At 71.4% G+C, this 25525-nt stretch carries 23 protein-coding genes and 1 pseudogene; 10 read left to right on the top strand and 14 right to left on the bottom strand.

The window, feature by feature from the left end:
* Positions 1-39: 39 nt before the first annotated feature.
* Together ACN9M0_RS15110 and ACN9M0_RS15105 are read right to left on the bottom strand one after the other, a co-directional pair.
* Positions 40-258, bottom strand: coding sequence for a hypothetical protein (locus ACN9M0_RS15110; RefSeq protein ID WP_037676247.1), 219 nt, complete (start codon positions 256-258; stop codon positions 40-42).
* Between the two features lie 52 nt (positions 259-310).
* Positions 311-769, bottom strand: a complete 459-nt coding sequence (locus tag ACN9M0_RS15105; RefSeq protein ID WP_366038424.1) for a carboxymuconolactone decarboxylase family protein — start codon at positions 767-769, stop codon at positions 311-313.
* Between the two features lie 23 nt (positions 770-792).
* Between ACN9M0_RS15105 and ACN9M0_RS15100 the strand changes: the two genes are divergently transcribed.
* Positions 793-1284 (top strand): GNAT family N-acetyltransferase, encoded by a 492-nt coding sequence (locus tag ACN9M0_RS15100; protein WP_366038426.1) that lies wholly within the window; start codon positions 793-795, stop codon positions 1282-1284.
* Here the strand turns inward: ACN9M0_RS15100 and ACN9M0_RS15095 are convergent.
* Positions 1250-1717: a carboxymuconolactone decarboxylase family protein gene (locus ACN9M0_RS15095; RefSeq protein ID WP_366038427.1), complete on the bottom strand. Its 468-nt coding sequence runs from the start codon at positions 1715-1717 to the stop codon at positions 1250-1252. The genes ACN9M0_RS15100 and ACN9M0_RS15095 overlap by 35 nt on opposite strands.
* Positions 1718-1911: 194 nt before the next feature.
* Positions 1912-2655, bottom strand: a complete 744-nt coding sequence (locus ACN9M0_RS15090; protein ID WP_426403756.1) for a GNAT family N-acetyltransferase — start codon at positions 2653-2655, stop codon at positions 1912-1914.
* A gap of 95 nt (positions 2656-2750) precedes the next feature.
* Between ACN9M0_RS15090 and ACN9M0_RS15085 the strand changes: the two genes are divergently transcribed.
* Together ACN9M0_RS15085 and ACN9M0_RS15080 are read left to right on the top strand one after the other, a co-directional pair.
* Complete coding sequence (locus tag ACN9M0_RS15085) at positions 2751-3578, top strand: LLM class F420-dependent oxidoreductase (RefSeq protein WP_366038429.1); 828 nt, start codon at positions 2751-2753, stop codon at positions 3576-3578.
* 136 nt (positions 3579-3714) lie between these two features.
* The gene (locus ACN9M0_RS15080) at positions 3715-6297 is read left to right on the top strand and encodes a bifunctional FO biosynthesis protein CofGH (protein WP_426403755.1); all 2583 of its coding nucleotides are present in this window, start codon (positions 3715-3717) and stop codon (positions 6295-6297) included.
* A gap of 21 nt (positions 6298-6318) precedes the next feature.
* Here ACN9M0_RS15080 and ACN9M0_RS15075 read toward each other — a convergent pair whose 3' ends face one another.
* Complete coding sequence (locus ACN9M0_RS15075; RefSeq protein ID WP_366038432.1) at positions 6319-6909, bottom strand: hypothetical protein; 591 nt, start codon at positions 6907-6909, stop codon at positions 6319-6321.
* 259 nt (positions 6910-7168) lie between these two features.
* Between ACN9M0_RS15075 and ACN9M0_RS15070 the strand changes: the two genes are divergently transcribed.
* On the top strand, positions 7169-8287 hold the full coding sequence (locus ACN9M0_RS15070) for an ADP-ribosylglycohydrolase family protein (RefSeq protein WP_399698552.1): 1119 nt from the start codon (positions 7169-7171) through the stop codon (positions 8285-8287).
* A 22-nt stretch (positions 8288-8309) separates the two neighbouring features.
* Here ACN9M0_RS15070 and ACN9M0_RS15065 read toward each other — a convergent pair whose 3' ends face one another.
* The 3 genes and pseudogenes from ACN9M0_RS15065 to ACN9M0_RS15055 form a co-directional block, all read right to left on the bottom strand.
* On the bottom strand, positions 8310-9845 hold the full coding sequence (locus ACN9M0_RS15065; RefSeq protein WP_366038434.1) for a sodium:solute symporter family protein: 1536 nt from the start codon (positions 9843-9845) through the stop codon (positions 8310-8312).
* 163 nt (positions 9846-10008) lie between these two features.
* Positions 10009-10791 carry an SDR family oxidoreductase gene (locus ACN9M0_RS15060; protein WP_426403754.1) on the bottom strand — a complete coding sequence of 261 codons (783 nt, stop codon included), beginning with the start codon at positions 10789-10791 and terminating at the stop codon, positions 10009-10011.
* 466 nt (positions 10792-11257) lie between these two features.
* A pseudogene (locus ACN9M0_RS15055) lies at positions 11258-11488 on the bottom strand (recombinase family protein); the annotation flags it as partial.
* A gap of 260 nt (positions 11489-11748) precedes the next feature.
* Between ACN9M0_RS15055 and ACN9M0_RS15050 the strand changes: the two are divergent.
* The 3 genes from ACN9M0_RS15050 to ACN9M0_RS15040 all read left to right on the top strand — a co-directional run bounded on the left by ACN9M0_RS15050 (position 11749) and on the right by ACN9M0_RS15040 (position 15495).
* The gene (locus tag ACN9M0_RS15050; RefSeq protein ID WP_426403753.1) at positions 11749-12597 is read left to right on the top strand and encodes a hypothetical protein; all 849 of its coding nucleotides are present in this window, start codon (positions 11749-11751) and stop codon (positions 12595-12597) included.
* Between the two features lie 133 nt (positions 12598-12730).
* Positions 12731-13135: a hypothetical protein gene (locus tag ACN9M0_RS15045; protein WP_426403752.1), complete on the top strand. Its 405-nt coding sequence runs from the start codon at positions 12731-12733 to the stop codon at positions 13133-13135.
* Entirely contained in the window at positions 13132-15495 is a 2364-nt protein-coding gene (locus tag ACN9M0_RS15040; RefSeq protein ID WP_426403751.1) for a tetratricopeptide repeat protein, read from the top strand. Before ACN9M0_RS15045 ends, ACN9M0_RS15040 begins: the two co-directional genes overlap by 4 nt.
* Positions 15496-15616: 121 nt before the next feature.
* Here the strand turns inward: ACN9M0_RS15040 and ACN9M0_RS15035 are convergent, their stop codons facing one another.
* The 3 genes from ACN9M0_RS15035 to ACN9M0_RS15025 form a co-directional block, all read right to left on the bottom strand.
* Positions 15617-15835: a DUF397 domain-containing protein gene (locus tag ACN9M0_RS15035; protein WP_426403750.1), complete on the bottom strand. Its 219-nt coding sequence runs from the start codon at positions 15833-15835 to the stop codon at positions 15617-15619.
* Between the two features lie 194 nt (positions 15836-16029).
* Positions 16030-16890: a helix-turn-helix domain-containing protein gene (locus tag ACN9M0_RS15030; RefSeq protein WP_426403749.1), complete on the bottom strand. Its 861-nt coding sequence runs from the start codon at positions 16888-16890 to the stop codon at positions 16030-16032.
* A 190-nt stretch (positions 16891-17080) separates the two neighbouring features.
* Positions 17081-17779, bottom strand: coding sequence for a GOLPH3/VPS74 family protein (locus tag ACN9M0_RS15025; RefSeq protein ID WP_366038438.1), 699 nt, complete (start codon positions 17777-17779; stop codon positions 17081-17083).
* 162 nt (positions 17780-17941) lie between these two features.
* Between ACN9M0_RS15025 and ACN9M0_RS15020 the strand changes: the two genes are divergently transcribed.
* Both ACN9M0_RS15020 and ACN9M0_RS15015 read left to right on the top strand, forming a co-directional pair.
* Positions 17942-20425 carry a serine hydrolase gene (locus tag ACN9M0_RS15020; protein ID WP_426403748.1) on the top strand — a complete coding sequence of 828 codons (2484 nt, stop codon included), beginning with the start codon at positions 17942-17944 and terminating at the stop codon, positions 20423-20425.
* A 392-nt stretch (positions 20426-20817) separates the two neighbouring features.
* On the top strand, positions 20818-22503 hold the full coding sequence (locus tag ACN9M0_RS15015; RefSeq protein WP_426403747.1) for an MFS transporter: 1686 nt from the start codon (positions 20818-20820) through the stop codon (positions 22501-22503).
* A gap of 58 nt (positions 22504-22561) precedes the next feature.
* Here the strand turns inward: ACN9M0_RS15015 and ACN9M0_RS15010 are convergent, their stop codons facing one another.
* Genes ACN9M0_RS15010 through ACN9M0_RS15000 form a run of 3 tightly spaced genes read right to left on the bottom strand, consistent with a single transcriptional unit; the run spans position 22562 to position 24039 of the window.
* The gene (locus tag ACN9M0_RS15010) at positions 22562-22690 is read right to left on the bottom strand and encodes a hypothetical protein (RefSeq protein ID WP_426403746.1); all 129 of its coding nucleotides are present in this window, start codon (positions 22688-22690) and stop codon (positions 22562-22564) included.
* A gap of 10 nt (positions 22691-22700) precedes the next feature.
* Entirely contained in the window at positions 22701-23630 is a 930-nt protein-coding gene (locus ACN9M0_RS15005; protein WP_426403745.1) for a M56 family metallopeptidase, read from the bottom strand.
* Positions 23631-23634: 4 nt separating this feature from the next.
* The gene (locus tag ACN9M0_RS15000; protein ID WP_366038443.1) at positions 23635-24039 is read right to left on the bottom strand and encodes a BlaI/MecI/CopY family transcriptional regulator; all 405 of its coding nucleotides are present in this window, start codon (positions 24037-24039) and stop codon (positions 23635-23637) included.
* Between the two features lie 1060 nt (positions 24040-25099).
* Here ACN9M0_RS15000 and ACN9M0_RS14995 point away from each other — a divergent pair.
* Positions 25100-25495: a hypothetical protein gene (locus ACN9M0_RS14995; RefSeq protein WP_366038444.1), complete on the top strand. Its 396-nt coding sequence runs from the start codon at positions 25100-25102 to the stop codon at positions 25493-25495.
* Positions 25496-25525: the final 30 nt, after the last annotated feature.

Below are 25525 nucleotides of genomic sequence, written 5' to 3'. Positions count from 1 at the left end.
CCGTGGGGGGTCCCGCCACCTTCGTCATGTCCGTACCGGTCAGTGGTGCCCGGGCAGCAGGCGCTCCACCGCCGCGTTGGCGGGCGGCAGGTCGGGCGTGCCGGCCGGCTTGGCCTTGGGGGTCAGGACGCCGCTGAGCGGGACGACCGAGGGAAGGTTCATGCCGCCGGTGTCGGCGGCGGCGGTCCCGGCGGCGGCGCCGGCGGCACCCGCGGCGGCGAAGACGGTCAGGGCGGCTGCGGTGAGGATCCTCTTCATGCCCGCTCCAACGCGGACGGAGTGGATCCGGTTACGAGGGATCGCCCGTCGTCTACCAGGTCCCGCCGGCCGGCTGCCGGGTGGTCGCGTTGAGCCGGTTGAAGAGGTTGCTGACCCCGATCCACAGCACGATCTGCGCCAGCTGCTTCTCGTCGTAGTGCCGGGCCGCCTCGTCCCACACCGCGTCCGGCACGGCGTCCGGGCGGTCCGCGAGCCGGGTCGCGTACTCGGCGAGGGCGAGCGCCGCACGCTCCTCCTCCGTGAAGTACGGGGTCTCCCGCCAGGCCGCGACGGAGTGCAGCCGCTCGTCCGTCTCGCCCTCCTTCTGCGACTTCAGGGCCCCGCCGACCACGCAGTAGCCGCAGCCGTTGATCTGGCTCGCCCGGAGATGGACCAGGTCCAGGGTGGTGCCGGGCACCTCACCGCCCGACTGGACCGCCTTGATGAGCTGGAAGATCGCCGGCATGGCCTCGGGCAGGACGGCGGCGGGGTTCGGCATGCGTGCGGACACGGAGGGCTCCTTAGGATGCGTACATGTATGCGGAAACGAACTGGGCGCTGCGCCCGGGCCGCGCGGAGGACCTCGAAGCCATGGTCGAGCTGCGGGCCGAGGTCATGCGCGAGGACCTGGTGCGCCTCGGGCGCTACGACGAGCACCGGGTGCGCCAGCGGCTCCGGGACGGCTTCTCGCCGGCGCACACCTCGGTGATCGAGCTGGACGGCGCTCTCGCCGGGTGCGTCACGGTGCGTCCGTACGAGAACGGCGAGGGGCTCTACCTGGAGCACTTCTACCTGGCCCCCGAGACCCAGGGCCGGGGCCTCGGGACGGCGGTCCTGCGCGAGCTGCTCGCCCGGGCGGACGAGGCGTCGCTCCAGGTCCGCCTGGTCGTGCTCCAGGGCAGCGCGGCCCGCCGCCTCTACGAGCGGGAGGGGTTCAGGTTCGAGTCCGAGGACCCGGTGGACGTCCTGATGGTGCGGGAGGCGCGTCCGGTCACAGGCCCACGCCGGCCGGCTGCCGGACGGTGACGTTGAGGCGGTTGAACAGGTTGGTGACGGCGACCATCAGCACGATCGCGGCGAGCTGCTTCTCGTCGAAGTGGTCGGCGGCGGCGTCCCACACCTCGTCCGGCACCGCGTCCGAGACGTCGGCGAGCCGGGTCGCCGCCTCGGCGAGGGAGAGGGCCGCGCGCTCCTCCTCGGAGAAGTACGGGGCCTCGCGCCAGGCGGCGACGGCGAACAGCTTCTCGTCGCTGACGCCGTTCTTCCTGGCGCTCTTGGCGCCGTAGTCGACGCAGAAGCCGCAGTTGTTGATCTGGCTGGCGCGCAGGTGCACCAGCTCGAGGATCGACTCGTCGACCCCGCCCTGACGGGTGGCCTTGACCAGGTTCTGGATCGCCGGACCGGCGTCGGCCAGGACGTAGGCGGGGTTGGTCATACGGGCCTGGGGCTGGTGCGCCATGGTGGTGACTCCTCGGTGTCGGTCGGTGTCGCTCGTGCGTCGCTTCACTCAACTGACGGACCCGGCGCCGAGGATGTGACACGACCGGAGAAGTTTTCCGAGATTTTCTTTCAGGCCTCGGCAGCCAGGCCTCGGCGGTCAGGCCTCGGCGGTCAGGCCTCCGCGGCGAGGCCTCCGCGGCGAGGCTTCCGCGATCAGGCTTCCGCGATGAGGGCGGTCGCGACCGTGCGGAAGCCGAGCCGGCCGTAGAGCCGGGCCACGTCCGCGTCCGAGGCCGTCAGGAACACGAGCTCCGTCCCGTGGGCGCGGGCGTCCGCGACCAGGGCGGCCGTGACCGCGAGCCCGAGACCCCGGCGCCGCGCCGCCGGGACCGTACCGACGCCGACGACCTCGGAGACCGCGCCGACGGGCTGGTGCTGGCCGGCCGCGAGCGCGTCCCCCGAGCCGTCGAGCGCCGCCGCGAGCTGGGTCCAGCCGGCCGTGATCCGGTCGGCGACACGGGCGGCGGCGCCGGGCGGGGCGGGGAAGCCGAAGGCGGCGTGCGGGGCGGCGACGGCGGTCTCCAGGGCGGTGTCGTCCGCGCCGACCATCCGTACGGTGACGCCCTCGGGCGCCGGTACGGCGAGCGGCTCGCCCTCCAGGACCATCAGCGGGTGCTCGTGCACGGTGAGCCCTGTCGCCGCCACGGCGGCCCGCAGCCCGGGTGTCGTCTCCGCGACCCACTCGAAGGCCTCGGGCACGCCCAGCTCCCGCTGCCGGGCCCGTACCTTCTCCACGTCCTCGACCGCGACCGCGCCGCCTTCGTACCCGAGCGCGGGGCGGGCGTAGTAGGGCCAGCCCTGCCCCTCCTGCACGAACAGGGTCAGCGGCCCGAACGCCTCGGCGCGGGCGGAGGAACGGGGGACGGAGTCGTAGTACGTCTCGATTCGCTTCAGCACCGGCACATCCAAGCAGCGGGTCCGGGGCGGCGCAGCCGGATTTCCGGTCTGCCGCGTCCCTCGGAATTCCGCACCGCACCCCCTACCGTGCCGCTATGCGGATCTCGACCACGATCTTCCTGACCGACGAGACCATCAGCCCGGTACGGCTCGCGCGCGAGCTGGAGCAGCGCGGCTTCGCCGGGCTCTATCTCCCCGAGCACACCCACACGCCCGTCTCCCGCGAGACGCCCTACCCGGCGGGTGGGGAACTGCCCCGGGAGTACAGCCGGACGCTCGACCCGCTCGTGGCCCTCGGGCAGGCTGCGGCCGTCACCGAACGCCTCGGGCTCGGCACCGGCATCACCCTGATCACCCAGCACGACCCGATCGTGCTCGCCAAACAGATCGCCACCCTCGACCACCTCTCCGGGGGCCGCTTCACCCTGGGCCTCGGCTTCGGCTGGAACCGGGAGGAGGCCGCCGACCACGGCGTCGACTGGTCCACCCGCCGGGAGCTCGGCCGCGACCGGCTGGACCTGATGAAGGCCCTGTGGGCGCCGGAACCCACGGCATACGAGGGCGAGTTCGGCTCCGTCCGGGCCTCGGAGGTCTGGCCCAAGCCGGCCGGCGGCGCCCCGCGCGTCCTCCTCGGCGGAGCGGCGGGCCCGAAGCTCTTCGCGCGGATCGCCGAGCAGACCGACGGCTGGATGCCGATCGGAGGCCGGGGTCTGACGGAGTCCCTCCCCGTCCTCCGCGAGGCCTGGGAGAGGGCCGGCCGCACCCCGGAGACCCTCCAGCTCGTCCCGTACGCCGTCCTCCCGACCCCGGGCAAGCTCGCCCACTACGCGGAACTGGGCTGCGACGAGGTCGTCCTCCAGCTACCGCCGGGCGACGAGAAGGAGGTGCTGGAGGTCCTGGACGGGTACGCGCGGTACCTCTGAGAAGCGGCCGGGCCCAGGCTCCCGCGGGGGACCCGGGCCAGGTCGTCCGGTTCCCGCGGGGACCTGGTCAGCCGGTCCTCCGGGTTCCTGCGCGGACCCGGGCCCTCGTTCGGCGGGGCGCTCGTATGCTCGGTTCATGACGGATCACCAGGCAGGACGACCCACCGAGAACGCCATGCGCCGTGCCCTCAAGCGGGCCAGGGACGGGGTCGCGCTCGATGTCGCCGAGGCCGCCGTGCTGCTGCGGGCGCGGGGGGAGGACCTGGCGGACCTGGTGGCGTCCGCGGGGCGCGTGCGGGACGCCGGGCTCGAAGCGGCCGGGCGGCCCGGGGTCGTCACGTACTCGAAGAGCGTGTTCATACCGCTCACCCGGCTCTGCCGGGACAAGTGCCACTACTGCACCTTCGTCACCGTCCCCGGCAAGCTCCGCCGCGACGGGCACGGGATGTTCATGTCGCCCGACGAGGTCCTCGACATCGCCCGGCGCGGCGCCGAGATGGGCTGCAAGGAAGCGCTGATCACGCTCGGCGACAAGCCGGAGGACCGCTGGCCCGAGGCCCGCGAGTGGCTCGACGCCCACGGGTACGACGACACCATCGCGTACGTACGGGCCATGGCGATCCGCATCCTGGAGGAGACCGGCCTCCTGTCGCACCTCAACCCCGGCGTGCTGTCCTGGACCGACTTCCAGCGCCTCAAGCCCGTCGCGCCCTCCATGGGCATGATGCTGGAGACGACCGCCACCCGGCTCTGGTCCGAGCCCGGCGGCCCCCACTACGGGTCCCCCGACAAGGAACCGGCCGTACGGCTCCGGGTGTTGGAGGACGCCGGCCGCTCCTCCGTGCCCTTCACCTCAGGGCTGCTGCTCGGCATCGGGGAGACCCTGGAGGAGCGCGCCGAGTCCCTCTTCGCGCTGCGCCGGATCGCCCGGGCCTACCACTCCATCCAGGAACTCATCATCCAGAACTTCCGCGCCAAGCCGGACACGGCGATGCGCGGAATGCCGGACGCCGAGCTCGACGACCTCGTCGCCACCGTCGCCGTCGCCCGGCTCATCATGGGCCCGAGCGCCTGCCTCCAGGCCCCGCCGAACCTCGTCGACTCCGAGTACGAGCGCCTGATCGCCGCCGGCATCGACGACTGGGGCGGCGTCTCCCCGCTCACCATCGACCACGTCAACCCCGAGCGGCCCTGGCCGCAGATCGATGAGCTCGCCGCCCGCTCCGCCGCCGTCGGCTTCGAACTCCGCGAACGGCTCTGCGTCTACCCCGAGTTCGTCACCCGGGGCGAACCCTGGCTCGACCCCCGGCTCCTCCCGCACGTCCGCGCCCTCGCCGACCCCGAGACCGGACTCGCCAACCCCGACGCGCCCGTGCGCGGCCTGCCCTGGCAGGAGCCCGACGAGGCCTTCACCGCCGCCGGCCGCACCGACCTGCACGCCACCATCGACACCACCGGCCGCACCCACGACCGGCGCGAGGACTTCGACGAGGTGTACGGGGACTGGGAGGCGCTCCGCGAGGCCGCCGCCCCCGGCATGGTGCCCGAGCGGGTCGACGCCGACGTCCGCGAGGCGCTCTCCGTCGCCGCCGACGACCCGACGAAGCTCACCGACGCCCAGGCGCTCGCCCTGCTGCACGCGGACGGCTCCGCACTCGACGCCCTCACACGGATCGCGGACGACGTCCGCAAGTCCGTGGTCGGCGACGACGTCACGTACATCGTCACGCGGAACATCAACTTCACCAACGTCTGCTACACCGGCTGCCGCTTCTGCGCCTTCGCCCAGCGGCGCACCGACGCCGACGCGTACACGCTCTCCCTCGACCAGGTCGCGGACCGCGCCCAGCAGGCCTGGGAGGTCGGCGCCGTCGAGGTCTGCATGCAGGGCGGCATCCACCCCGACCTGCCCGGCACCGCCTACTTCGACATCGCGCGCGCGGTGAAGAAGCGGGTCCCGGGCATGCACGTCCACGCCTTCTCGCCGATGGAGGTCGTCAACGGTGCCACCCGCACGGGCCTCTCGATCCGGGAGTGGCTGACGGCGGCGAAGGAGGCGGGCCTCGACTCCATCCCCGGCACCGCGGCGGAGATCCTCGACGACGAGGTCCGCTGGGTGCTGACGAAGGGCAAGCTGCCCACGGCGACGTGGATCGAGGTCATCAAGACCGCCCACGAGCTCGGCATCCGCTCCTCCTCCACGATGATGTACGGGCACGTGGACCAGCCCCGGCACTGGCTCGGCCACTTCCGCACCCTCTCCCGCATCCAGCAGGAGACGGGCGGCTTCACCGAGTTCGTGACCCTCCCCTTCATCCACACCAACGCGCCCGTCTACCTCGCGGGCATCGCCCGCCCCGGCCCGACGGCCCGCGACAACCGCGCGGTCATCGCGATGGCCCGGCTCCTCCTCCACCCGCACATCCCCAACATCCAGACGAGCTGGGTGAAGCTGGGCACGGAGGGAGCGGCGGAGATGCTCCGCTCGGGCGCCAACGACCTGGGCGGCACGCTGATGGAGGAGACCATCTCCCGGATGGCCGGTTCGAGTTACGGCTCGTACCGCTCGATCCGCGACCTGGAGGCGATCGCGGAGGCGGCGGGGCGCCCGTCCCGCCTCCGCACGACCCTGTACGACGAGGTCCCGGAGGAACGGCAGCGCACGGCCAGGTCCTCGGACGGCCACCTCCCGGAGCTCCTCCCGGTCCTGGGGGACTAGGGCCTGACCGGCGGGCGGCCTCTAGGACCGGCGGTCCCGGAGGTCGAAGCCGCCCTCGACGATCTGGCTGTTGGCAGCCGGGGCCATGCACCGGGTGAGCAGCGGCTCTCCCTTCAGGGTTCCCCCGGAGAGGCCGATGCGGCTCGGCCCCGCCCCCCTCGGGGGAACGAGGAAGCTCGCGCCCATGCGGAAGTGCGGGTCGAGGACGTCCAGCCAGGGGTGTCCGGGGCTGGTGCGGACGAGGGTGCCGGTCACGGTCGCCGTGGGGCCGCCGGTGGTCAGACAGTCGACCTTGAACTCCCCCCAGTAGGTCTGCGCCGGCTTTCCGTCCTGGGCCGGGTAGGTGTGGGAAAGGCGGAAGGTGCCCCACGAGCGGGTGGGGAGGAAGCCCGGGCCGAAGGTGGAGTGGGCGTCGACGCTGAACCGGACCTCCTCGTCGGCCATGGGGTACGCCAGCCGCCCCTCGCCCTTGAGGGAGGACCGGGAGAGCGAGACGGCCGCGGCGGCCTCGGTGGGTACGGGCACGGGCTCGGGCGCCGCCACGGCCGCGGGCGCGGCGACGGCGGCGATCAGCGCGAGGACGGCGACGGCCCGCAGGGAGTTCTTCAGCACGGTGAGGCTCCGATCACGGAGTGGGACGGACTCCACGAGCCTCACCGACTCCATGCCGACCGGACGTCAGCCCCGGGGACGGTCCACCTCCGCCGCGCGGCGGAGGAAACCGGCCGGAGCGCGCGGCCTGTGGGCAACGGTGGAACGCGGTCAAAAGCGGCCCGAAGGGCGTCCGATCACATAACGTTCTGGGCCCCGAGTGGGCGTACCCGGTCGATTACAGTGCTGCGCAGACCGGTCTACGGGGGGAGGGCACGTCGTGGTCACGACAGCCGCAGCCGTGTGGGGCCGCGCCGAGCAGCAGGACTTCCGGGCCCGGGTGCGGGGCTGTCTGCTGGGCGGTGCCCTCGGTGACGCGCTCGGCGCGGGGGCCGGGGGACGGACCCTCGCCGAGCTCCGCGAGGCCCACGGACCTGACGGACTCGCCGACCCCGTGCCCGCGTTCGGCCGCCGGGGCGCCGTCACCGCCGCGACCCAGATGACCCTCTTCACCGTCGACGGCCTCATCCGCGCCCAGGTCCGCCGTGACATCGGCGCCTGGCATCCGCCCACCGACGTCCACCGGGCCCATCTGCGCTGGGCGGCCACCCAGCGCGACTGGGGTCCCGACGAGCGGCGCAAGGACAACGGCTGGCTCGCCCACGAGGAGTGGCTCTACGCCCGCCGCAATCCGTCCCGCGCCTGCCTCACCGGTCTCGGCGACGAGCTCCTCGGCACCCTGGACAAGCCCAAGAACCCGGACGCCGCCGACTCCGGCGCCCTCGTCCGCTCGGCCCCCTTCGGGCTGCTCGTCGGCTGGGAGCCCCAGCTCGTCTGCCAGCTGGCCGTGGAGTGCGCCGCCCAGACGCACGGCGCCCCGGCCGCCGGCCTCGCGGCGGGCGCCTTCGCCGTCACCGTCCACGGCCTCGCGCGCGGCGGTTCCGTCGAGGCGGCGGTGGCCGGGGCCCTGGAGCAGCTGGCGGTGCGCCCGGGCCACGAGCCGGTCGCCGGGGCGCTGGAGGCCGCGCTGACCGCCGTACGGGAAGGGGCGCCGGACGCGGACCGGGTGGCGGCTCTCGGGGCCGGCGAGGACCGGGCCGAGGGGCAGCTGGCGGCGGCCGTCTACTGCGCCCTGGTCGGCGAGGACGTACGGCACGGGCTGCGGCTCGCGGTGAACCATGACGGGCCCTCGGCGGTCACCGGCGCGCTCACGGGGTCCCTGCTCGGTGCGCTGCACGGCGAGACGGCCCTCCCGCCGGCCTGGCTGGCCGAACTGGAGGGCCGTGCGACGGTCCTGGAGCTCGCGGACGACTTCTCGATGGAGATGACCCAGGGCGCCGCCCTGCACGGCGCCGCGGAGTCCTCCCCGGGCTGGCTGGCCCGCTACCCGAGGGGCTGATCCGTCCGCTGGCCCTGGCCCGTTATCCCAGGGGCTGATCCGTCCGCGCCCCCGCCTGCGCGGGGACCGCGCTCCCGCCGCCGTCCGAGCCGATCCGGTCCAGGAGGGCGTCCCGCTCCGGGGTGTCCTCGGGCCGGACGAAGCCGATGAGCACGTACAGGACGAGCGAGGTCGCGAGCGGCGAGACGATCTGGATCTGGAGCTCGATGCCGTCGAGGCCGTAGTTGGTGAGCCAGAAGACGAAGAGCCCGGCCGCCCAGGAGACGAGCGCCGCCGTGGGACCCGACTTCCGGAAGGTGCGGAGCAGGCCGAGCATGAAGGGGATCGCGATCGGCCCCATGAGCCCGGCGACCCATTTGATGACGACGGTGATGATGTCCTTGAAGGTGGGGGAGTTGACCTGGGTGGCGACGGCCATCGACAGGCCGAGGAAGGCGATCGTCGACCAGCGCGCGGCGACCAGCCCGGCCCGCTGGGTCCAGCTTCGCGCGGCCTTGCTGAGGACGGGCGCGATGTCCCGGGTGAAGACGGCCGCGATGGCGTTGGCGTCGGAGGAGCACATGGCCATGGTGTGCGAGAAGAAGCCGACGACGACGAGCCCGAGGAGGCCGTGCGGCAGCAGCTGTTCGGTCATGAGGGCGTACGCGTCGGAGCCGTCGGGCTTCTTCGGGTGGACGAGCAGCGGCGCGCACCACATGGGGAAGAAGAGGACGAGCGGCCAGACGAACCAGAGCACGGCGGAGAGCCGTCCGGAGCGGGTGGCCTCGCGGGCGGACGGGGTGGCCATGTAGCGCTGGGCCTGGTTCCACATGCCGCCGCTGTACTCGAAGGTCTTGATGAAGAGGTAGGCGAGGAGGAAGGTCAGCGTGTACGGGCCTGCCGTGGGCGCGGTGTGCCCCTGGAGCTCGGGGCGGTCCCACACGGTCCACAGGGCCTCGAACCCGCCCAGCTTGCCGAGCACGGCGACGAGCATCGCGATGCCGGCGAGGAGCTGGATGACGAACTGGCCGAGTTCGGTGAGGGCGTCGGCCCAGAGTCCGCCGACGGTGCAGTAGATCCCGGTGACGACGCCGGTGATGAGGATGCCCTGATTGAGGGAGATGCCGGTGAAGACGGAGAGCAGGGTCGCGATGGCGGCCCACTTGGCGCCGACGTCGACGATCTTCAGGAGGACGCCGGACCAGGCGAGGGCCTGCTGGGTGGGGAGGTTGTAGCGGTCCTTGAGGTATTCGAGCGGGGAGGCGACGCGGAGGCGGGAGCGCAGCCGGTTGAGGCGGGGTGCGAAGAGGTGGGCGCCGATGGCGATGCCGATGGCGATGGGGAAGGACCAGGTGACGTAGGAGGTGACGCCGTAGGTGTAGGCGATGCCCGCGTATCCGGTGAACATCACGGCGCTGTAGCCCGACATGTGGTGCGAGATGCCGGAGAGCCACCAGGGCATCCGGCCGCCGGCGGTGAAGAAGTCGGAGACGGTGTCCACGCGCTTGTGGGACCAGACGCCGATCGCGACCATGACGCCGAAGTAGCCGATGAGCACGGCCCAGTCGAGACTGTTCATTGCGTCCCCTCCATGGGGTCCGGTCCGCCTTGTGAACGCCGTTCATCGTGTGGGGAGTCACAAGGCAGGGACAATGCAATGGAGGGTCAAGGGGCAGTAAAATCGTTCTGTTTACTGACCCTTGTTCATGTCTATGAACTTGTGGCGGTGCCGGGAGAGGGGCTCAGCGCATCAGCTCCCCCGCGTTGACCAGCAGCGACTGCCCCGTGATCGCCCGCGCCCGGTCCGAGGCGAGGAAGGCCGCGGCCTCCGCCACGTCCCCGTCCGTCGCGAGCTCCGGCAGCGCCATCCGCTCGGTGAGCCGGGCCAGGACCTCGGCCTCCGGCACCCCCTCGGTGTGCGCGGCGAACTGGACGTACGCCTGGACCGGCGGTCCCCACATCCAGCCCGGCAGCACGGTGTTGACCCGGATCCGGTGCGGTCCCAGCTCGTGCGCGAGCGAGTACATGGCCGAGGTCAGCGCGCCCTTCGAGGCCGCGTACGCCGCCTGCCGCACCTGTGTGGGCGCCGCCACCGCCGACTGCGTCCCGATCAGGACCACCGAACCCCCGCGCTCCTTCAGCGCCGGCAGGCAGGCCCGGGTCATCCGCAGCGTGCCGAGCAGGTTCACGTCCAGGACCCCCTGCCAGGTCGCGAAGTCCGCGTCCTCCAGGCCGCCGAAGTAGGAGTCCCAGGCGGCGACGTGGACGACCGCGTCGATCCCGCCGAAGCGCTCGACGGCGAGCGCGGCGAGGGCCCCGCACTGCTCCTCGTCGGTGATGTCGGTGACCCGGTACGCGGTGCGGCGCCCCTCCGGGTCGATCTCGGCGGCGGACTTGGCGAGATTGGCCTCGGTGCGGGCGCCGAGCACGGCGTTGCCCCCGTCCCGTACCACCGTCTCCGCGATCCGGTGCCCGAGCCCGGCACCGACCCCCGACACGACGACCGTCTTTCCGTGGAGCAGCATGCGGGTGCCTCCTGGAACGGGAATGAAGTTCTGACGCTGCGTCAGAATAGGAGGGATGCGTAGAGGGGGGAAGGTGTCCGGCCGCGTCGGTCAACGCAGGTACTGCGGTTTGATGTGGTCGGGGTTGAACGGAGCGCGCCCCTTGCCCGACGGCATCACATGGATGGCGCTGAAGATCTCCCCCACCAGAGCGCGGCGCTGTTCCAATCCTCCGGTTCGCCCATTCACTTCCGTGGTCTCGTGCCCGGCGACGCCGGGCGTGCGCGCTGTGCTCCGACAGCTCGCCCTCCAGTCGGTCGAGTTCGGCGTTCATCGAGGCGAGGGCTTGGTCGTAGTCGTCGGGCCTCAAGCCCTTCACGCAGTCTCCAGGAGCAGATCCGCGCGTCGGCTCACCTTGCGGTGGTTGGCCCCCCTGGGGATTGCGCAGGATGTCGCGCCGCTCGTCGAGTAGCCTTCGGCGATCCAGCTCAAGTTGGGTATCGGACCACATCTTCTTCGAGATGACCGGCTCCCACCGGCCCAGGACGGGTAGCCCGTCTTCGCCGAGCAGGACGCGCCCCCAGCCGTCCCGCTGCCGCCGGATCTCGCTCCGATGCTTCCCCTGGTAGGAGACGAAGCCGCAGTAGCGAGGGTTGGTGAGGATCGCCTTCACGGTGGGGTGTGCCCACTTGGTGCCGCGCGGGGAAGGAATCCCGTCCTCGTCGAGGTCCTCTGAGCTCGGGGATCACCACTCCGTCCCATGACGTGTCGAGCTCGGTTGTGTCGGTGGCGTCAGAGGTATCCACGGTTCCTCCAGGTGGCGGCGGATTGCACCCTGAATCCAGTTACCAATGGTGCTGCTGCAGGCGCAATGGGTGGCGGCCGCCCGCATGGGGATCGCTCGCGCGAGCGTTCCCATGCGCCACGACCTGACATACCGTCAGGTGTGTTCAGTCGAACTCTGTCGTGGGAGGGTGGATGGAAGTGGACGGGCGCGAGGAGCATCACCTGGAGATGTACGCCGAGTTGGCGTCAGTCGGGCCGTACGGTGTGAAGGTCGGACACGCCTTGATCACTATGGTCGAACCGCACGCTGGGCACGAGCTCGCGTACCACAGATGGTATGAAGACGATCATTACTACGCGGGCGCCATGGCCATGCCCTGGATGTACGCCGGCCGGCGCTGGGTCGCCACCCGCGAGCTCCAGGAGCTCCGCGTCCCCGAGAAGTCCGCCGTCACCCGGCCCGTCACCGCCGGCTGCTACCTCTCCACGTACTGGATCACCGAGGGCCGCTACGACGAGCACATGAAGTGGACCGTCGGCATCAACAAGCGGCTCAACCGGGACTCCCGCGTCCACCACGAGCGGACCCACGTCTTCACCGCGTTCCAGGACCACGCGGCGACCGTCTACCGCGACGGCGCGGCCGGCCCGCGCGACTTCCACGCCCTCGACCACCCCTACGCCGGGCTGATCCTCCAGGTCGTCGACACCGAGGGCCCCGAGGAACGGGACGCGCTGCTCGACCGGCTGCGGACCCGGGAGCTGCCCCGGCGGCTCACCGGCTCACCGGCGGCGATGGTGACGGCCTTCCGGCCGACCCCGCTCCCCGGCGACCGCATGACGTACGTGAAGCAGGTCGAGGGCGTCGACAACCGGCTGACCCTGCTGTGGTTCCTGGAGGAGGACCCGCGCGCGTGCTGGACGGAGCACTTCGCGGACCTGGAGTCCCTGGACGGGGCCGGGGGAGCCCGGGTGGAACTGGTGGCCCCGTTCATCCCGACGGTGCCGGGGACCGACCGCTACGTGGACGAGCTGCGGTGAACCGCGCGGCCCGCTCCCGTGCCCGCAGGGAGGCCTCGGCCTGACAGTAAAAGGCCCCGCGCCTATGGTGGATGTTCGTCCGGAGCGACTGCCGTCCTACCGGCGGAACATGGGGGCATTGATGGAAGCAGAGATGGTGGAACTGGCACGGGCCGCGGGCACGGCCGTGGTCACGCTCATGGCCACGGACGCCTGGGAGCGGACACGGGACGGGGTCGTGGCGCTGTGGCGTCGGGTCAGCCCGTCCCGGGCCGACGGTGTCGAGGGGGAACTCGAGGCGGCCCGCGATGACTTGCTGACGGCCAGGGAGAACGGGGACGACCTGACCGAGCAGGAACTGCGTGAGGAATGGGTGGGCCGCGTGCGCCGCCTCCTCCGCGAGCAGCCCGAGATCGCCACAGAGCTGCGCCGCGTCCTTGCCGAACTCGCCCCCGAGCCCCAGGACACCGTCGCCGGGACGGTGCACATGAGGGCCGAGGCGTCCGGCAGCGGCCGCGTCTACCAGGCCGGTCGAGACCAGCACATCACCGAACGGTGAGCGGAACGGAGGGGCACCCCGAGCCGGTGGTGCAGGGCAGGGCGTCCGGCCAGGGCCGCGTCTACCAGGCCCAGGGCGATCAGTACGTGACGGAGCATCACCACCACTACCCGGCGGACGGTGCTCCGTCCCTCTTCGTCCCGTCGCTGGGGCGAACCGTCGTCCAGGTGTCCCAGGGCGCCTTCGGCGCGGTCCCGGGCATACCGGACTCGGTGCGCAACCCGCTCGTGGGACACACCCCGAAGGTACTGCGAGACCGTCTGGAGCTCATGCCAAGGCTTGTTACGGCGGCCCGGGACGAGACCGGGGGAGTGCACGTCGTCCACGGGCTCGGCGGCTGCGGCAAGACGGCGTTGACCCATGCCGTGTTCAATGAGGTAACCCGCGAGGGCGGACGCATAGGCCTCTGGGTCAACGCCTCCGAACGCTCGACCCTTCGAGCGGGCATGCTGGCCGTCGCCGCGGACCGCGGCGCGGAGGCCGGTGAACTGGCCGCGGCCTACGAAGGGCGGCGCGCCTCGGCCGATCTGGTCTGGAACTACCTCCACTCCTCCCCAGAGCCGTGGCTCCTCGTCCTCGACAACGCGGACGACCCCACGGCGCTGGGGGAGGGCGGCTGGCTGCGGCAGAGTCCGCGAGGCACGGTCCTCGTCACCACCCGGCAGGCCGGCTCCCCGGTATGGCAGGGAGCGCTGCTTCATCCTTTGGGCGTACTGCCGGTGGAAGACGCCGCGTTGGTGCTGCGCGACCTCGCTCCTGAGGCAGGATCGGCCGAGGACGCGGAGACGGTGGCGCGCAGACTCGACTGCCTTCCTCTCGCGCTGACGCTGGCCGGGTCCTTCCTGTCGCGACAACTTCTGGAGAGCTGGTCCATGAGCGACTACCGCCGCCATCTGGACGACAACCCGATGGAGTTGATCGACCGGGGGGCCGGCCCGGGGAATTCGGGGCGAAACGCCCGGCAGTTGGTGGGCCGCACCTGGGAGATCTCGCTGGCTGCCCTCGCGGACGACGGCGTCCCCGAATGCGCCTCGCTCCTGCGGCTGCTGTCGTGCTGGAGTTCTGACCCGGTGCCGCTGTCCCTGATCCGCCCCGAGGCCGTGAACGCGACCGAACTAAGTGCTCTCCATCCACCGCTCACCGGGGCGCGCGTCGAGGCGGCCCTCCGGGGGCTCCTCGACCATTCACTCGTCTCGCTCGTGACCCTCGACGTCGGCGGGGACGTGGTGCGGTGCGTCAAGACACACGGTGTGGTCCTCGACAGTGTCGCCGCCGCTGCTCCCGACGACCAGCGGGCCCTGCTTGTAACGGCTGCTGCGGAGCTCCTCCACCGCGCCGCCCCGGAACGCGCCGCCCGGATGCGGGAAGCACGTCCGGTGGACCATCTGGTGCCCCACGCCGCTGGCCTGCTCGCACGCGTCTGCGACGCCGGAAGCGCCGGCCCGGTGGTGGAGCTCGGTACGTGCCTCGCCGCGAGCCTCTTCGACGTCGGTGACTTCCAGGCCGCGCTGTTCCTGGCGCAGGCAGCAGTGGAAACGGCCGGGCGGTGGCTGGAGGCCGACGATCCGGCGCTGCTTCGGGCGCAGCACCGCGCGGCCAAGGTGCTGTTCCGGCTTGGGCGCTTCGAGGAGTCGGAAGCTCTGTTCCGAAGGGCGCTGGACGCCCGGGCACGGGTGCTGGGACCGGAGCACCTAGAGACGCTGGAGAGCCTGCAGGACATTCACGAACCGCTCGGCCAGCTGCAGCGGGTCGAGGAATGCATGGCCGTTCTGCGTGAAACGGCCGAGATCCGCGCGCGGGTCCTCGGCGAACACCACCGGGACACGCTGCACGCGCGCGCCCTTCTCATCGAGTACCTCGCGGTCACTGACGCCGTCGACGAGTTCAGCCGTGTGGGGCCGGAGATCATCGCCGCGTGCGAGGAGCACTTGGGCGAGGATGATGCCTTCACCACGGTAACGGCCCGCCACAACTACGCGTACGGCCTCCACCGTTTCGGACGGACGGCGGAGGCGGAGGGGGAGGCCCGCAAGGCGCTCGCGGAGCGTGAGCTCGTGCACGGGAACGACCATGCGTACGCCCTCTCTGCTGCCGTACTGCTGAGCTGGATTCTCGGCGACCTCGGACAGCTGGAGGAGTCCGTCTCGCTCGGGCGCCGGGTCGTCCTCGGGCAGGAGCGGTCCCTCGGGCGGGAGCACCCGTACCTCCTGACGAACCGCACCGGCCTTGCAGAGACCCTGGCGGCGGCGGGCGAGACGACCGAGGCGCGGGCCCTGGCACGGGAGAATCTGCCGCTGTGCGAGCGGGTACTGGGACCGACGGACCCGGTCACGGTCAGGACGCGAGCCCTTCTCGTATAGGGGCGACGGGTACAGGTGGGGCTGCGGGCCCTTGGAACGCAGCGAGCCCCCTCGGCCGTGACGGCGATCCAGTCGAGAGGGCTTTCCCGCGGGTGCGGTTTGGTGCGGTGCGACGTGTTCGTCAGGCGCCAGGGCGGCCGACTTCGGTCACGCCGGTGACGTCGAAGAGGAACGCCGACCAGGTCTCGGCCGAAAAGCCGAGGCCCGGGCGGGCGATGTCCTTCGAGTCCCGGACGAGGACCAGGTGGTGCCCTGGCGCCTTGACTTCTACGCAGTCGCCGTTGACAGCCGAGTACGAGGACTTGGTCCATTCCGCCAGCGCGTCGTGCCGAAACAGCATCGTGACTCCGATGGTTGTGCCAGTGGGGTGAGGTGATGCGTCTTCTAGCCGCTGCGGCAGCGGCTCTGTCCTGAAGCTACGCCGCAACATCTGGGCTGGTGGAACGCGTTCACCCATCCGGATGGCATATTCCGTTGAAATCTTTGCGCCGGCGTTCGGGCCGTGTATCGTGCCTGGCTCCCACCGAACTCCTGCTATTTCGGTTGCAGTTCCTGGGCCACGTTCAGGATGAACTCCCGTGAGGCCTCGGCGCTCAGCGCCTTGGCCCTGAGGTGTTCGTACATCACCGCGTAGCTCTGGACGTCGTTGGCCTTCTCCAGGTACAGGTCGCTGGTGACGCCCTCCAGGTAGACGACGCTGGCGTCCATAGCCTCCTGGAACTCCAGAATGGCGAACTTCCCGTACATGCCGGGATGGGCGCCGACGCCGTACGGCAGTACCTGGAGGGTGACATGTGGCTTCTCGCTCAACTGGGCGAGGTGCCTGAGCTGATCGACCATGATCTCCGGATTGCCGACGACACGGCGCAGCAGGGCCTCGTCGATGACGGCCCAGAACCGTAGCGGATTGACCGCGTCGGAGAGGCGGTCCTGGCGCTTCAACCGGATCTGGATGCGCTTGTCGATCTCACTGGGCGTGGCCTCCGGCCACATCCCCTCGATCACCGCCTGCGCGTACTCGCGCGTCTGCAAGAGGCCGGGAACGATGAGCGACTCGTACACGCGCAGGGAAGCCGCGTCCGTCTCCAGGCCGATGTAGACGCTGTACGGGATGTCGCCGAAGGCGTGCCACCAGCCCTGCTGGCGGGAGTCCTTGGCCATCTGCATCAGCGAGTCGACGATCCGGTGATCCTCGACCTCGTACACACCGCACAGGTCCCGGACGTCACGCTGGCTGATGGAGCGGCGGCCGTTCTCCAGTCGGCTGATCTTGGACTGGGAGACGAGAAGGCGCTCGGCGACCTGCTCGGCCGTCATGTTCTTCGCCTCGCGGAGCTTGCGCAGCTCCTGGCCCAATCGGCGTCGCCTGACGGTGGGGTTGACGTTGGACGCCACGGAAACTGCACCTCCGGCTGTCTGCTGCGTAGCTGTGAGTATCTACCGCTTGGCAGACTGCCACCAATGGCCGGGTGCGCGCTGGGAAACCAGGACAACGCACATGTGCGGGACGGTCGTCCAGACCGTCCCGCACAGCTGTGCGGCTCCCGGATGGTTCTTGGTGCCCTTGTCGCAGGTCGCGCCCGTGTCAGTGCGCGGCCACGCGGGCCATGCTGCCGCGAGGCTGCGCCGGGACGCCCGCGGCGCTCCGGCGCGGCTGCGCCGCCGCCCCGTTCTGGACGTCCATCACGGCGTGCGCCACGAGTCCGCCCATCGGGTCGTGCCGGATCAGGTCGCGCAGCCGGGACCGCGACGACCGTCCTTCGTTACCGGGGTAGAGGTGCTTCCCGAGACCGACCGCGTGGGCCAGCGCGGCAAGCGCCGCGGTCCGCGGGTCCGGCGGTACGCCGGTGCGGATCGCACTGTCCAGCCGGGTACGGATCTCCCGACTGATCGCCGTGTCCGTCGCCTGGTAGCGAGTCGTCGGCAACACCCCGCACATCTGGCCCTCCACGGCATGCACCATGCCGCATCGCTCCAGATGCGAGAGATACGTCTGACGGAGCCCCAGGCGGGGTCCGCCGATCCAGTGGACGGCCCGAACCGGGCTGCCGCGCCTGCGCAGCAGTTCCAGCGCGGAGTCCAAGGTCGGATCTCCGGTCGGCCGTGGCATCACCACGGCGATACGATCCCCGTCAGGGGCTATCCGGCCTGCCAGAGCCAGCTCCACTAGCTGTGCTCCGGCCAGACCGAGGTCGAGCGACTGCGGCTGCGCTGTGGTACCCGTGGTCGGGTCCAGAGCGAGCAGCAGAAGCTCTTCCGGAATAGTTCTGCGGCTCCTGCCCATCCATGCCTCCCCGCGTGGATGAATGACAGGGTGACCCCTCTCACATTCATCTGTCGAGAGTGCCTGGGTGGTTCATCCGGGAACCAGTAGGTATGTCGTTCTCGTCTAGCACGGGAGCCAAGGGGTTCACACAGGACACTGGTAGACGGTTCGGACGTATGCATGACGCATGGAGGAGGCACGGTGGCGGGCGAGTCCCCCGACAAGGCGGAGCAGCAGGGGTCGTCTCAGGAGACGACGGCCTCGGGCGGCGGCGGCCGGGATCCTCGGCTTTCCGTGCTCCGTGAGTCAGACGCCGCGCCGGCCTCGGCGGTTCAGGTCGATCAGCCGACGGCCGTGTTCAAGACACTGGCCCCGCGCACGCCGGAGGACGACGAGCCGTCGGTGACGGCTGAGGCGGAGTCGGCGGCGAAGTCGGGTGCGGAAACCGAGCCTGAGTCGGAGGGCGATCGGCTGAAGGCGGCCGTGGCGGCCTGGGTCGCGACGGCGGAGGAGCCCGAGGTCGAGGAGCCCGAGGTCGAGGAGCAGGTCGCGGCCGACGGGCCGGAGGCCGAGGACGAGCCGGAGGACGACGGCGAGGACGAGCCGGAGGACGAGACCGAGGTCGACGACTCCGAGGCCGAGGACGAGCCGCAGGACGAGCCGGACGACGAGCCCGAGGGCGGGCCCGAGGACGGGTCCCAGGGCGGGCCCGAGGAGGCGGACGACGAGTCCGCCGACGAGACGTCCGACGACGAGACGGACGAGGAACCGGTCGACGCCGTCGAGGACAAGGCGCCCGCCGCGTCCTGGTTCGCCGCGCGGAAGCCGTCCGCCGACGAGGAGCCGGCGGAGCCCTCGGACTCCTCCTCCGCGTCCAGTGAGTCCAGTGGGTCCAGCGCGTCCAGCGAGTCGAGCGGTTCCTCCGAGCCGTCCGGGTCCAGCGACTCCTCCGGGTCCAGCGACTCCTCCGAGTCCAGCGACTCCTCCGACTCCCCGGCGTCCTCCGACTCCTCGGAGGACGAGAAGCCCGTCGACCAGCCGACGACCATGTTCAAGATGGTCCGGCCGCCCGTCGTGGACCAGCCGACGACCGCCCTGAAGCTCCCGTCCGCGCTGACCGCGGACTCCGACAGCGAGCGCACCAGCGTCTTCCGCGCGCTGCGCGCCGACATCCCCGCCGAGCAGAAGGCCGAGAAGGCCCGGGAGGCCGAGAAGGCGGCGCAGGAGGCCGCCAAGGCCCCCGCGGCCCCGGCGCCGGGCTCCCAGGCCGCTCCCGAGGCGGCCGCGCCCGAGAGGGCCGCGCCCAAGGCGGCCGCCCCCGTACCGCCGCCGGCGGCGCTCGCCGAGCCGGAGCGGACACGGCAGCAGCCGCTGCCGCCGCTGCCCCCGCTCGACCTTCTCGCGGAGCTGACGAACACGCCGCCCCCGCCGGCGAGCCCGATGCGGACGACCCTGCGCCGGGTGCGGATCTGGACCCCGCTGGTCCTGCTGCTCCTGATCGTCTTTGCGATCGTGCAGATGGTCCGCCCGCTGCCCCCGCCCGAGCTGACCCTGTCGGCCGCGCCGACGTTCACCTTCGAGGGCGGCGAGCTGAAGATGCCGTGGCCCACCGAGGGGCAGGGCACCGTCGAGGTCGAGGGCGTCGGTTCCATGGGTGAGTACGGAGCGCAGAAGCCGGCTCCGATCGCGTCCGTGACCAAGACGATGACGGCGTACGTGATCCTCCGCGACCACCCGATCAAGGGGAAGCAGCAGGGTCCCGAGATCACGATCGACAAGAAGGCCGCCGACCAGGGGAAGCACGCGTCGGAGTCGACGGCGCCGGTCCAGGAGGGCCAGACCTACACGGAGAAGGAGCTCCTGGAGCTCCTGATGATCCCCTCCGCGAACAACGTGGCCCGGCTGCTCGCGCGCTGGGACGCCGGTTCGGAGGCCGCGTTCGTCGAGAAGATGAACGCCGCCGCGAAGGAGCTGGGCATGACCCAGTCCACGTACACGGACCCGTCCGGTCTGCTCGACAGCACGATGTCGACCCCGCAGGACCAGCTGAAGCTGGCGAAGGCGGTCATGCAGTACGACGTGTTCCGCGAGATCGTGAACATGCCGAACGTGACGGTCGACGGCATCCCCGGCCGGATCGAGAACAACAACAACATCCTCCTCGAACCGGGTGTCAACGGCATCAAGACCGGCTCCTCCACCCCGGCCGGCGGCAACCTGCTCTGGGCGGCGAACACCGTCGTCGACGGCCAGAACCGCCGCATCCTCGGCATCGTCATGGGGGCCAAGGACGCCAAGCTGCTCATCGACAAGCTGCAGCTCGCCATCGACAACAGCCTCAAGCTGATCCAGCAGGCCCAGAAGGACGTCACCTCGGCGGCCGTGGTCAAGAAGGGCCAGGTCCTCGGCTACGTGGACGACGGCCTGGGCGGCCAGACCCCGGTCGTGGCCACCAAGGAGCTCAAGGCGGTCGGCTGGCCGGGCCTCCAGGTGAAGCTGGAGCTCACGGACGGCGGCAAGGCCGTCCCGCACTCCGCAAAGGCGGGCGACATCGTCGGCCAGGTGTCGATCGGCACCGGCACCGGCAAGGTCAGCTCCCCGGTCGCCCTCCAGGCGGACCTGGTGGAGCCCGGCTTCGACAAGAAGCTGACCCGCCTGGGCTGAGAGGCCACCCGCTCGGCCGGGCGCCCCGGATCTCCGGGACGCCCGGCTGTTAGCGTCTCCGGGGGACGAGACGCACGCGTGACCCACGCGAGAAGCGAGAAGCGAGACGGGCAGCAGCACGGGAAAGGGCCGCAGTGACCACCGCCGAGCCGACACGCGCCGACCGCGCGGACTCCGACCCCGACGTCTACCGTGATGCTCATGACGCTCGTGACGCTCGTGACGCTCGTGACGACAAGGACGCCGGCGACAGCTCGCCGCTCACGGATACCGGCCCCACTTCGCCCTCGCGAATAGTGCTCCCGACGCAGCGGCCCGCCCCGGCCCCGGCCCCGGCCCCGGCACGACCCGCCTCCGCTCCCGCGCCGCGGCGCAAGCGCCGGTACACGGTCATGGTGGCCACCGGGCTCGCCGCCCTCACACACGTCCTGTGGTTCTTCCTCTTCGCGAACAGCGGCGGGGACCTGGCCGCGCAGGACGCCTGGGCCGAGTTCGTCGGACGGCACCCGGACTCCGCGTACAACCTGGCCTGGTACGGCGGGATGCACCCCGTCTCGTACAGCGTGGTCTCGCCCTACCTGATGTCGGTGCTCGGCGTCCGCAGCACGATGATGGTCGCGGGGACACTGTCGGCCGGTCTGACCGCGCTGATCCTGGTGCGGGTGCGCGCGGTCCGCAACCCGATGGTCTGCTCGATCGCAGGCGTCTTCGCGTTCCTCTGCAACGCGCTCTCGGGCCGGGTGACCTTCGGCCTCGGCATGATGTTCGCGCTCGGCGCGGTCGCCGCCGTCTTCTGCTGGCCGCACCGCTGGCGCTACAGACGCTGGGCCAAGGCCGCGGTCGCCGCCCCGCTGGCCGGTCTGGCGACGGCGTGCAGCCCGGTCGCCGGACTGTTCCTCGGGGTCGCCGCGGCGGCGCTCTTCCTCAACAAGCGGCGCCCCGGCGCGTACGCCCTCGGTCTCGCCCCGGTGGCCGTCGTCGCGCTCTCCTCCTGGCTCTTCCCCTTCTCCGGCACGCAGCCGATGGCCTTCGCCTCGACGGCACTCCCGCTGCTCTTCGGGGTACTGACCTTCGTCCTCGTCCCGAAGGACTGGCGTACGGTCCGCACGGCCGCCGCCGTCTACACCATCGGCACGCTCCTGACCTGGCTGATCGACTCCCAGATCGGCTCGAACATCTCCCGCCTGCCGATGCTCTTCGCGGGCGTCGTGCTGCTCGCGGCCCTGCCGTACACCGCGCCGCGCTCACGCCGCTGGTACGCGCTGCTGCTCGCCGTCGCGGGACTGAACTTCTGGATCGGCTTCAAGGGCGTCGACGACGTCATCCGCACCGCCCCGGACGCGTCCTGGGCGCGCGAGCTCGCGCCGCTCGTCAACCAGCTCCAGGTGCGGGACGCGGGCAAGGCGCGGGTCGAGGTCGTGCCGGCGTCCAGCCACCGCGAGTCCTCCGCGCTCAGCCCGTACATCAACCTGGCGCGCGGCTGGAACCGGCAGGCCGACATGGAGCGCAACCCGCTCTTCTACGACGACACCCTCAACGCGGTGAACTACGAGGAGTGGCTCGACCGCTGGGCCGTCCACTACGTGGTCCTGCCCACCGGCGCCCCCGACTCGGGCGCCGAGCAGGAGGCGGAGCTGGTCCGCGAGGGCCTGCCGTACCTGAACCAGGTCTGGTCGGACGAGAACTGGCGGCTGTACGAGGTCGAGAACCCGACCCCGCTCGCGGACCCGCCCGCCCAGGTGCAGAGCGCGGAGGAGAACGAGGTCGTGATCCGGGTCGACAGCCCCGGCCGGGTCCTCATCCGCGTCCCGTACTCCCCGTGGCTCGCCCTCATGGACGAGAACGGCGGCAAGATCGAAGCGCCGCAGGAGACGGAGGCGTCGAAGCTGGCCCGCGAGGAGTCGGAGACCGAGATCCCCAAGGTCTTCGCCAACGAGAAGGGCTGCCTCTTCAAGGCCGAGGCGGACACCGACGGCGACGAATGGACGGAACTCGTCGCCCCGAAGGCGGGCGTCTACCGCCTCGCCGCCCCCTACAAACTGTCGCGCGGCACACCCTGCCCGGAAGAGCTGCGCTGAGGCTGGGTGCCGGCCCCGGAGCTGTGTTCGTCCACGAACGGCAACGTCACCCTGCCGGTCAAGCCAGGTCCGTCAGTTCTTCCGCGTACACCTGGGACAACGGCTGCGGTCCGACGTACTGCCGGCAGTTGCACCGGCCGGCCTCGTACCGGACCGGCTTCTTGTTCTCGTCCCAGGCCGTCGGCACCTCGACCCGCTCAGAGCGGGGTCGCGGCCTTCAGGATCAGGAACAGGGTCACGGCCGAGTTCGCCGAGGAGAGCGCGGAGACCGTCGTACCGGCCGCCGCCCCCCACGTGGCGAGGCCCGCGGTGGTGAACACGGACGGCCAGGGGCGGGTGGCGGGAGCGGGGGCGAGGAGCGACGCGACGCGGCGCGGCACGGGTCCGGCCGAGGCGAAGCCCGCGAGGGTCACGGAGGGCGCGCCGCGGGAGAGCAGCGCGGCCTTGCCGACGGCCCGGGCCACGGTGCGGCGGCTGCGGATCCGGGTGGCGGCGTCCTCGTCGGCCCAGCGCTCGGTGGTGTAGCCGACGGCGGTACGCAGGGGCCGCAGGAACGGGTTGGCGCGGGCGGCGAGCTGCACGGTCAGTAGGAACCGGTGGTGCCGTGCGTGCAGGTGGGCGCGTTCGTGGGCGAACAGGGCGCGGCGTTCGGGACCGGTCAGCGTGGCGAGCATCGCGGTCGTGACCACGACGCGGTCCTTGCGGCCCGGGAGGGCGTACGCGTAGGGGCTCGGGTCGGACAGGACGACGACCGAAGTGGCGGGCAGGCCGGCCAGGGCCCGGCCGGCGCGGCGGCGGACACGGTGGTGCCGCCACGCCGCCCTGGCGCAGGAGGCGACGACGAGGACCAGGGCGGGGACGGCGAGTCTGCCCGCGATCTCGTCGTAGGGGACGGCCGCGCGGACCTCGGGGTCGGACCAGGCGTCCGGCAGGGGGTTGCCGGGCAGTTGGGCGGTGCCGACGACCATCAGCAGGGCCAGGGACAAGGTGCTGCACACCGCGAGCACGGCCGAGAGGCCGGTGAGCAGCCAGGTGGCCATCCGGGGATGGAGGTGGTGCGCGGCGAGGCGGGCGACCGGCCACGCCGTCAGGGGCAGGACCAGCGGCAGGAGGACGAAGACGCCCATGCGGTCACCCTTCCGCCTCGCCGGGCTCCTGGGCCAGCAGGTCCCGCAGCAGGCGCTCGTCGTGGGGGGAGAGGCCCGTGACGAAGCTGGCGAGGACCGCCTCGCGGTCGGCCTCGGCGTCCAGGACCTTGCGCATCCGCAGGGCGGCGAGCCCGGCCTCGTCCGCGACGGCCGTCCACTCGAAGGACCGGCCGGACCGCTCCCTGCTCACGGCGCCCTTGGCGCGGAGGCGGGTGAGGATGGTGATGACGGTCGTGTAGGCGAGCCCGCCTCCGAGCCGTTCCTGCACCCACCCGGCGGTACGGGCGCCGGACGCCTGCCGCAGGACGGCCAGCACCTGCGCCTCGAGCTCACCCTGACCGCGCCGCCGGGGAGCCGCGTCCTGCCCCTCCCGCTCGTCCTTCGTCACTCCGCCGCCGCCCCTCCCGCCGATCCGTCCTGCCCTGTGGGGCGGTTCATCGTACTGAGACGACACGGGCGGGCCCGCCGGCGTTTCCCCGCTGTTGGCGGGGATGCCACAGGGAGGAACCGGGAGTGACACGTGGTGCCTCGCACCGTGTCACGGCGGTCTGTGGAGCCAGGGGGGCGGTAAGTGATGCGAAGAGTGGCACTCCAGCTGGTGGCGGGATGCGCAGCGGTGCTGTCGGCCACATCCTGTGCCGCGCCGGCGAGCCCAGAGCGGTCACCGGTGCCGACGGCACACCGTGAGAGCAGGACTGCGACCGCGGCTCCCGACCCTTCCGGCGGCGAGTCGTCGCGCACCGACAGCGCCGCCGCCATGGCGGCCGACCAGATGCGCGCTGTCGCCGTCGGCGCCAACTCCCGGCGGAGCCGGGGATGCTGGTCGCCGCCGAGTCGAACAGGGGGCCCTTTTCGTTTGGGAGACGGCGGATGACCGGTTCTGCCATGGCGCCGCGCTGTCGCCGGGGATGACGACCGTCGTCTGTACCTCCCCCCCCACACGCCTCCGGTGGGGGAGAAACCGCGGCTCGTACCGCTGGTCCGCATGATGGCGACGGGATGGAACGTGGTCTTCGGCGCGGAGCACGAGACGGTGGAGTCGAACAGTCAGAGCGGGCGGGCGACCAGGACCTGGCAAGCTGCGGCTCCGCCCAGCACTAGGACGGGCGCGTCCAAGTCACGCTCCTGCGTGCGACGGCACGACGGTGACCACGAGAAAGGGCCGGCGTCGGGGGAATGTCCCCCTGAGCCGACCCCTCTTCTTGTGCCCCCGGCAGGATTCGAACCTGCGACACCCGCTTTAGGAGTTCGTTCCAGCTTCTGTGAACCCAACGTTCTACTACCGCGCACCGTATGCCCGCTGTCCAGGAGGTACGCCGATGTCTGAGGTTGTTGATGTCAACGATGGATGTCAGGCAATGGTTCGATGACCGTGGCCGATGCGTGCTCGTTGGCCGCCTCGACATCCCCTTTGCTGCCCAGACGCCCTGGCCTGCGAGAGTGGTCCCGTGCTGCTGAACCCTGAGAACACTCTGTTCGTCCGTGGTGGAACGCCCGTGCTCCTGCTGGCTGACGCGCCTGTTCATGATGCCCTGCCGCTCCTGACCGCGTCGGACGGAGCGGTGCCCTTGTGCGAGGGCTGGAACATCGTTCCCCGACTCACACTGTGTGTCGTAGACGGACCTGGGGACCACGGGCTCGTCGTCCCCGCTCTCGCTGCGCCAGTGGTCGGCGGAGCCGAAGTCGACACGGCATCGAGCGGCATGGGCGATTGGTGCGCGGATGCCGAGCAGGCCGGCGGAGCAGTCGTTCTGTCTTTGGACCGCCTGCCTGAGGCACTCGACTGGTCCGCCCTGCTGTCCTCAGGAACCGCGCGTGGCGGCTTCATGCCTGCACTGGCCTGACCGCAAGAGCGTCGGACTCGTAAAGCGAGC

The organism is Streptomyces sp. R-07 (assembly GCF_049913175.1).
Classification (GTDB): Bacteria; Actinomycetota; Actinomycetes; order Streptomycetales; family Streptomycetaceae; genus Streptomyces.
This window is presented reverse-complemented; position numbering and strand designations above follow the sequence as displayed.

Coding starts and splice junctions, on each gene's coding strand:
- ACN9M0_RS15110 (WP_037676247.1), bottom strand. CDS start 258: ATGAAGAGGATCCTCACCGCAGCCGCCCTGACCGTCTTCGCCGCCGCG.
- ACN9M0_RS15100 (WP_366038426.1), top strand. CDS start 793: ATGTATGCGGAAACGAACTGGGCGCTGCGCCCGGGCCGCGCGGAGGAC.
- ACN9M0_RS15095 (WP_366038427.1), bottom strand. CDS start 1,717: ATGGCGCACCAGCCCCAGGCCCGTATGACCAACCCCGCCTACGTCCTG.
- ACN9M0_RS15085 (WP_366038429.1), top strand. CDS start 2,751: ATGCGGATCTCGACCACGATCTTCCTGACCGACGAGACCATCAGCCCG.
- ACN9M0_RS15080 (WP_426403755.1), top strand. CDS start 3,715: ATGACGGATCACCAGGCAGGACGACCCACCGAGAACGCCATGCGCCGT.
- ACN9M0_RS15065 (WP_366038434.1), bottom strand. CDS start 9,845: ATGAACAGTCTCGACTGGGCCGTGCTCATCGGCTACTTCGGCGTCATG.
- ACN9M0_RS15060 (WP_426403754.1), bottom strand. CDS start 10,791: ATGCTGCTCCACGGAAAGACGGTCGTCGTGTCGGGGGTCGGTGCCGGG.
- ACN9M0_RS15050 (WP_426403753.1), top strand. CDS start 11,749: ATGGAAGTGGACGGGCGCGAGGAGCATCACCTGGAGATGTACGCCGAG.
- ACN9M0_RS15045 (WP_426403752.1), top strand. CDS start 12,731: ATGGTGGAACTGGCACGGGCCGCGGGCACGGCCGTGGTCACGCTCATG.
- ACN9M0_RS15035 (WP_426403750.1), bottom strand. CDS start 15,835: ATGCTGTTTCGGCACGACGCGCTGGCGGAATGGACCAAGTCCTCGTAC.
- ACN9M0_RS15025 (WP_366038438.1), bottom strand. CDS start 17,779: ATGGGCAGGAGCCGCAGAACTATTCCGGAAGAGCTTCTGCTGCTCGCT.
- ACN9M0_RS15020 (WP_426403748.1), top strand. CDS start 17,942: ATGACGCATGGAGGAGGCACGGTGGCGGGCGAGTCCCCCGACAAGGCG.
- ACN9M0_RS15015 (WP_426403747.1), top strand. CDS start 20,818: ATGGTGGCCACCGGGCTCGCCGCCCTCACACACGTCCTGTGGTTCTTC.
- ACN9M0_RS15005 (WP_426403745.1), bottom strand. CDS start 23,630: ATGGGCGTCTTCGTCCTCCTGCCGCTGGTCCTGCCCCTGACGGCGTGG.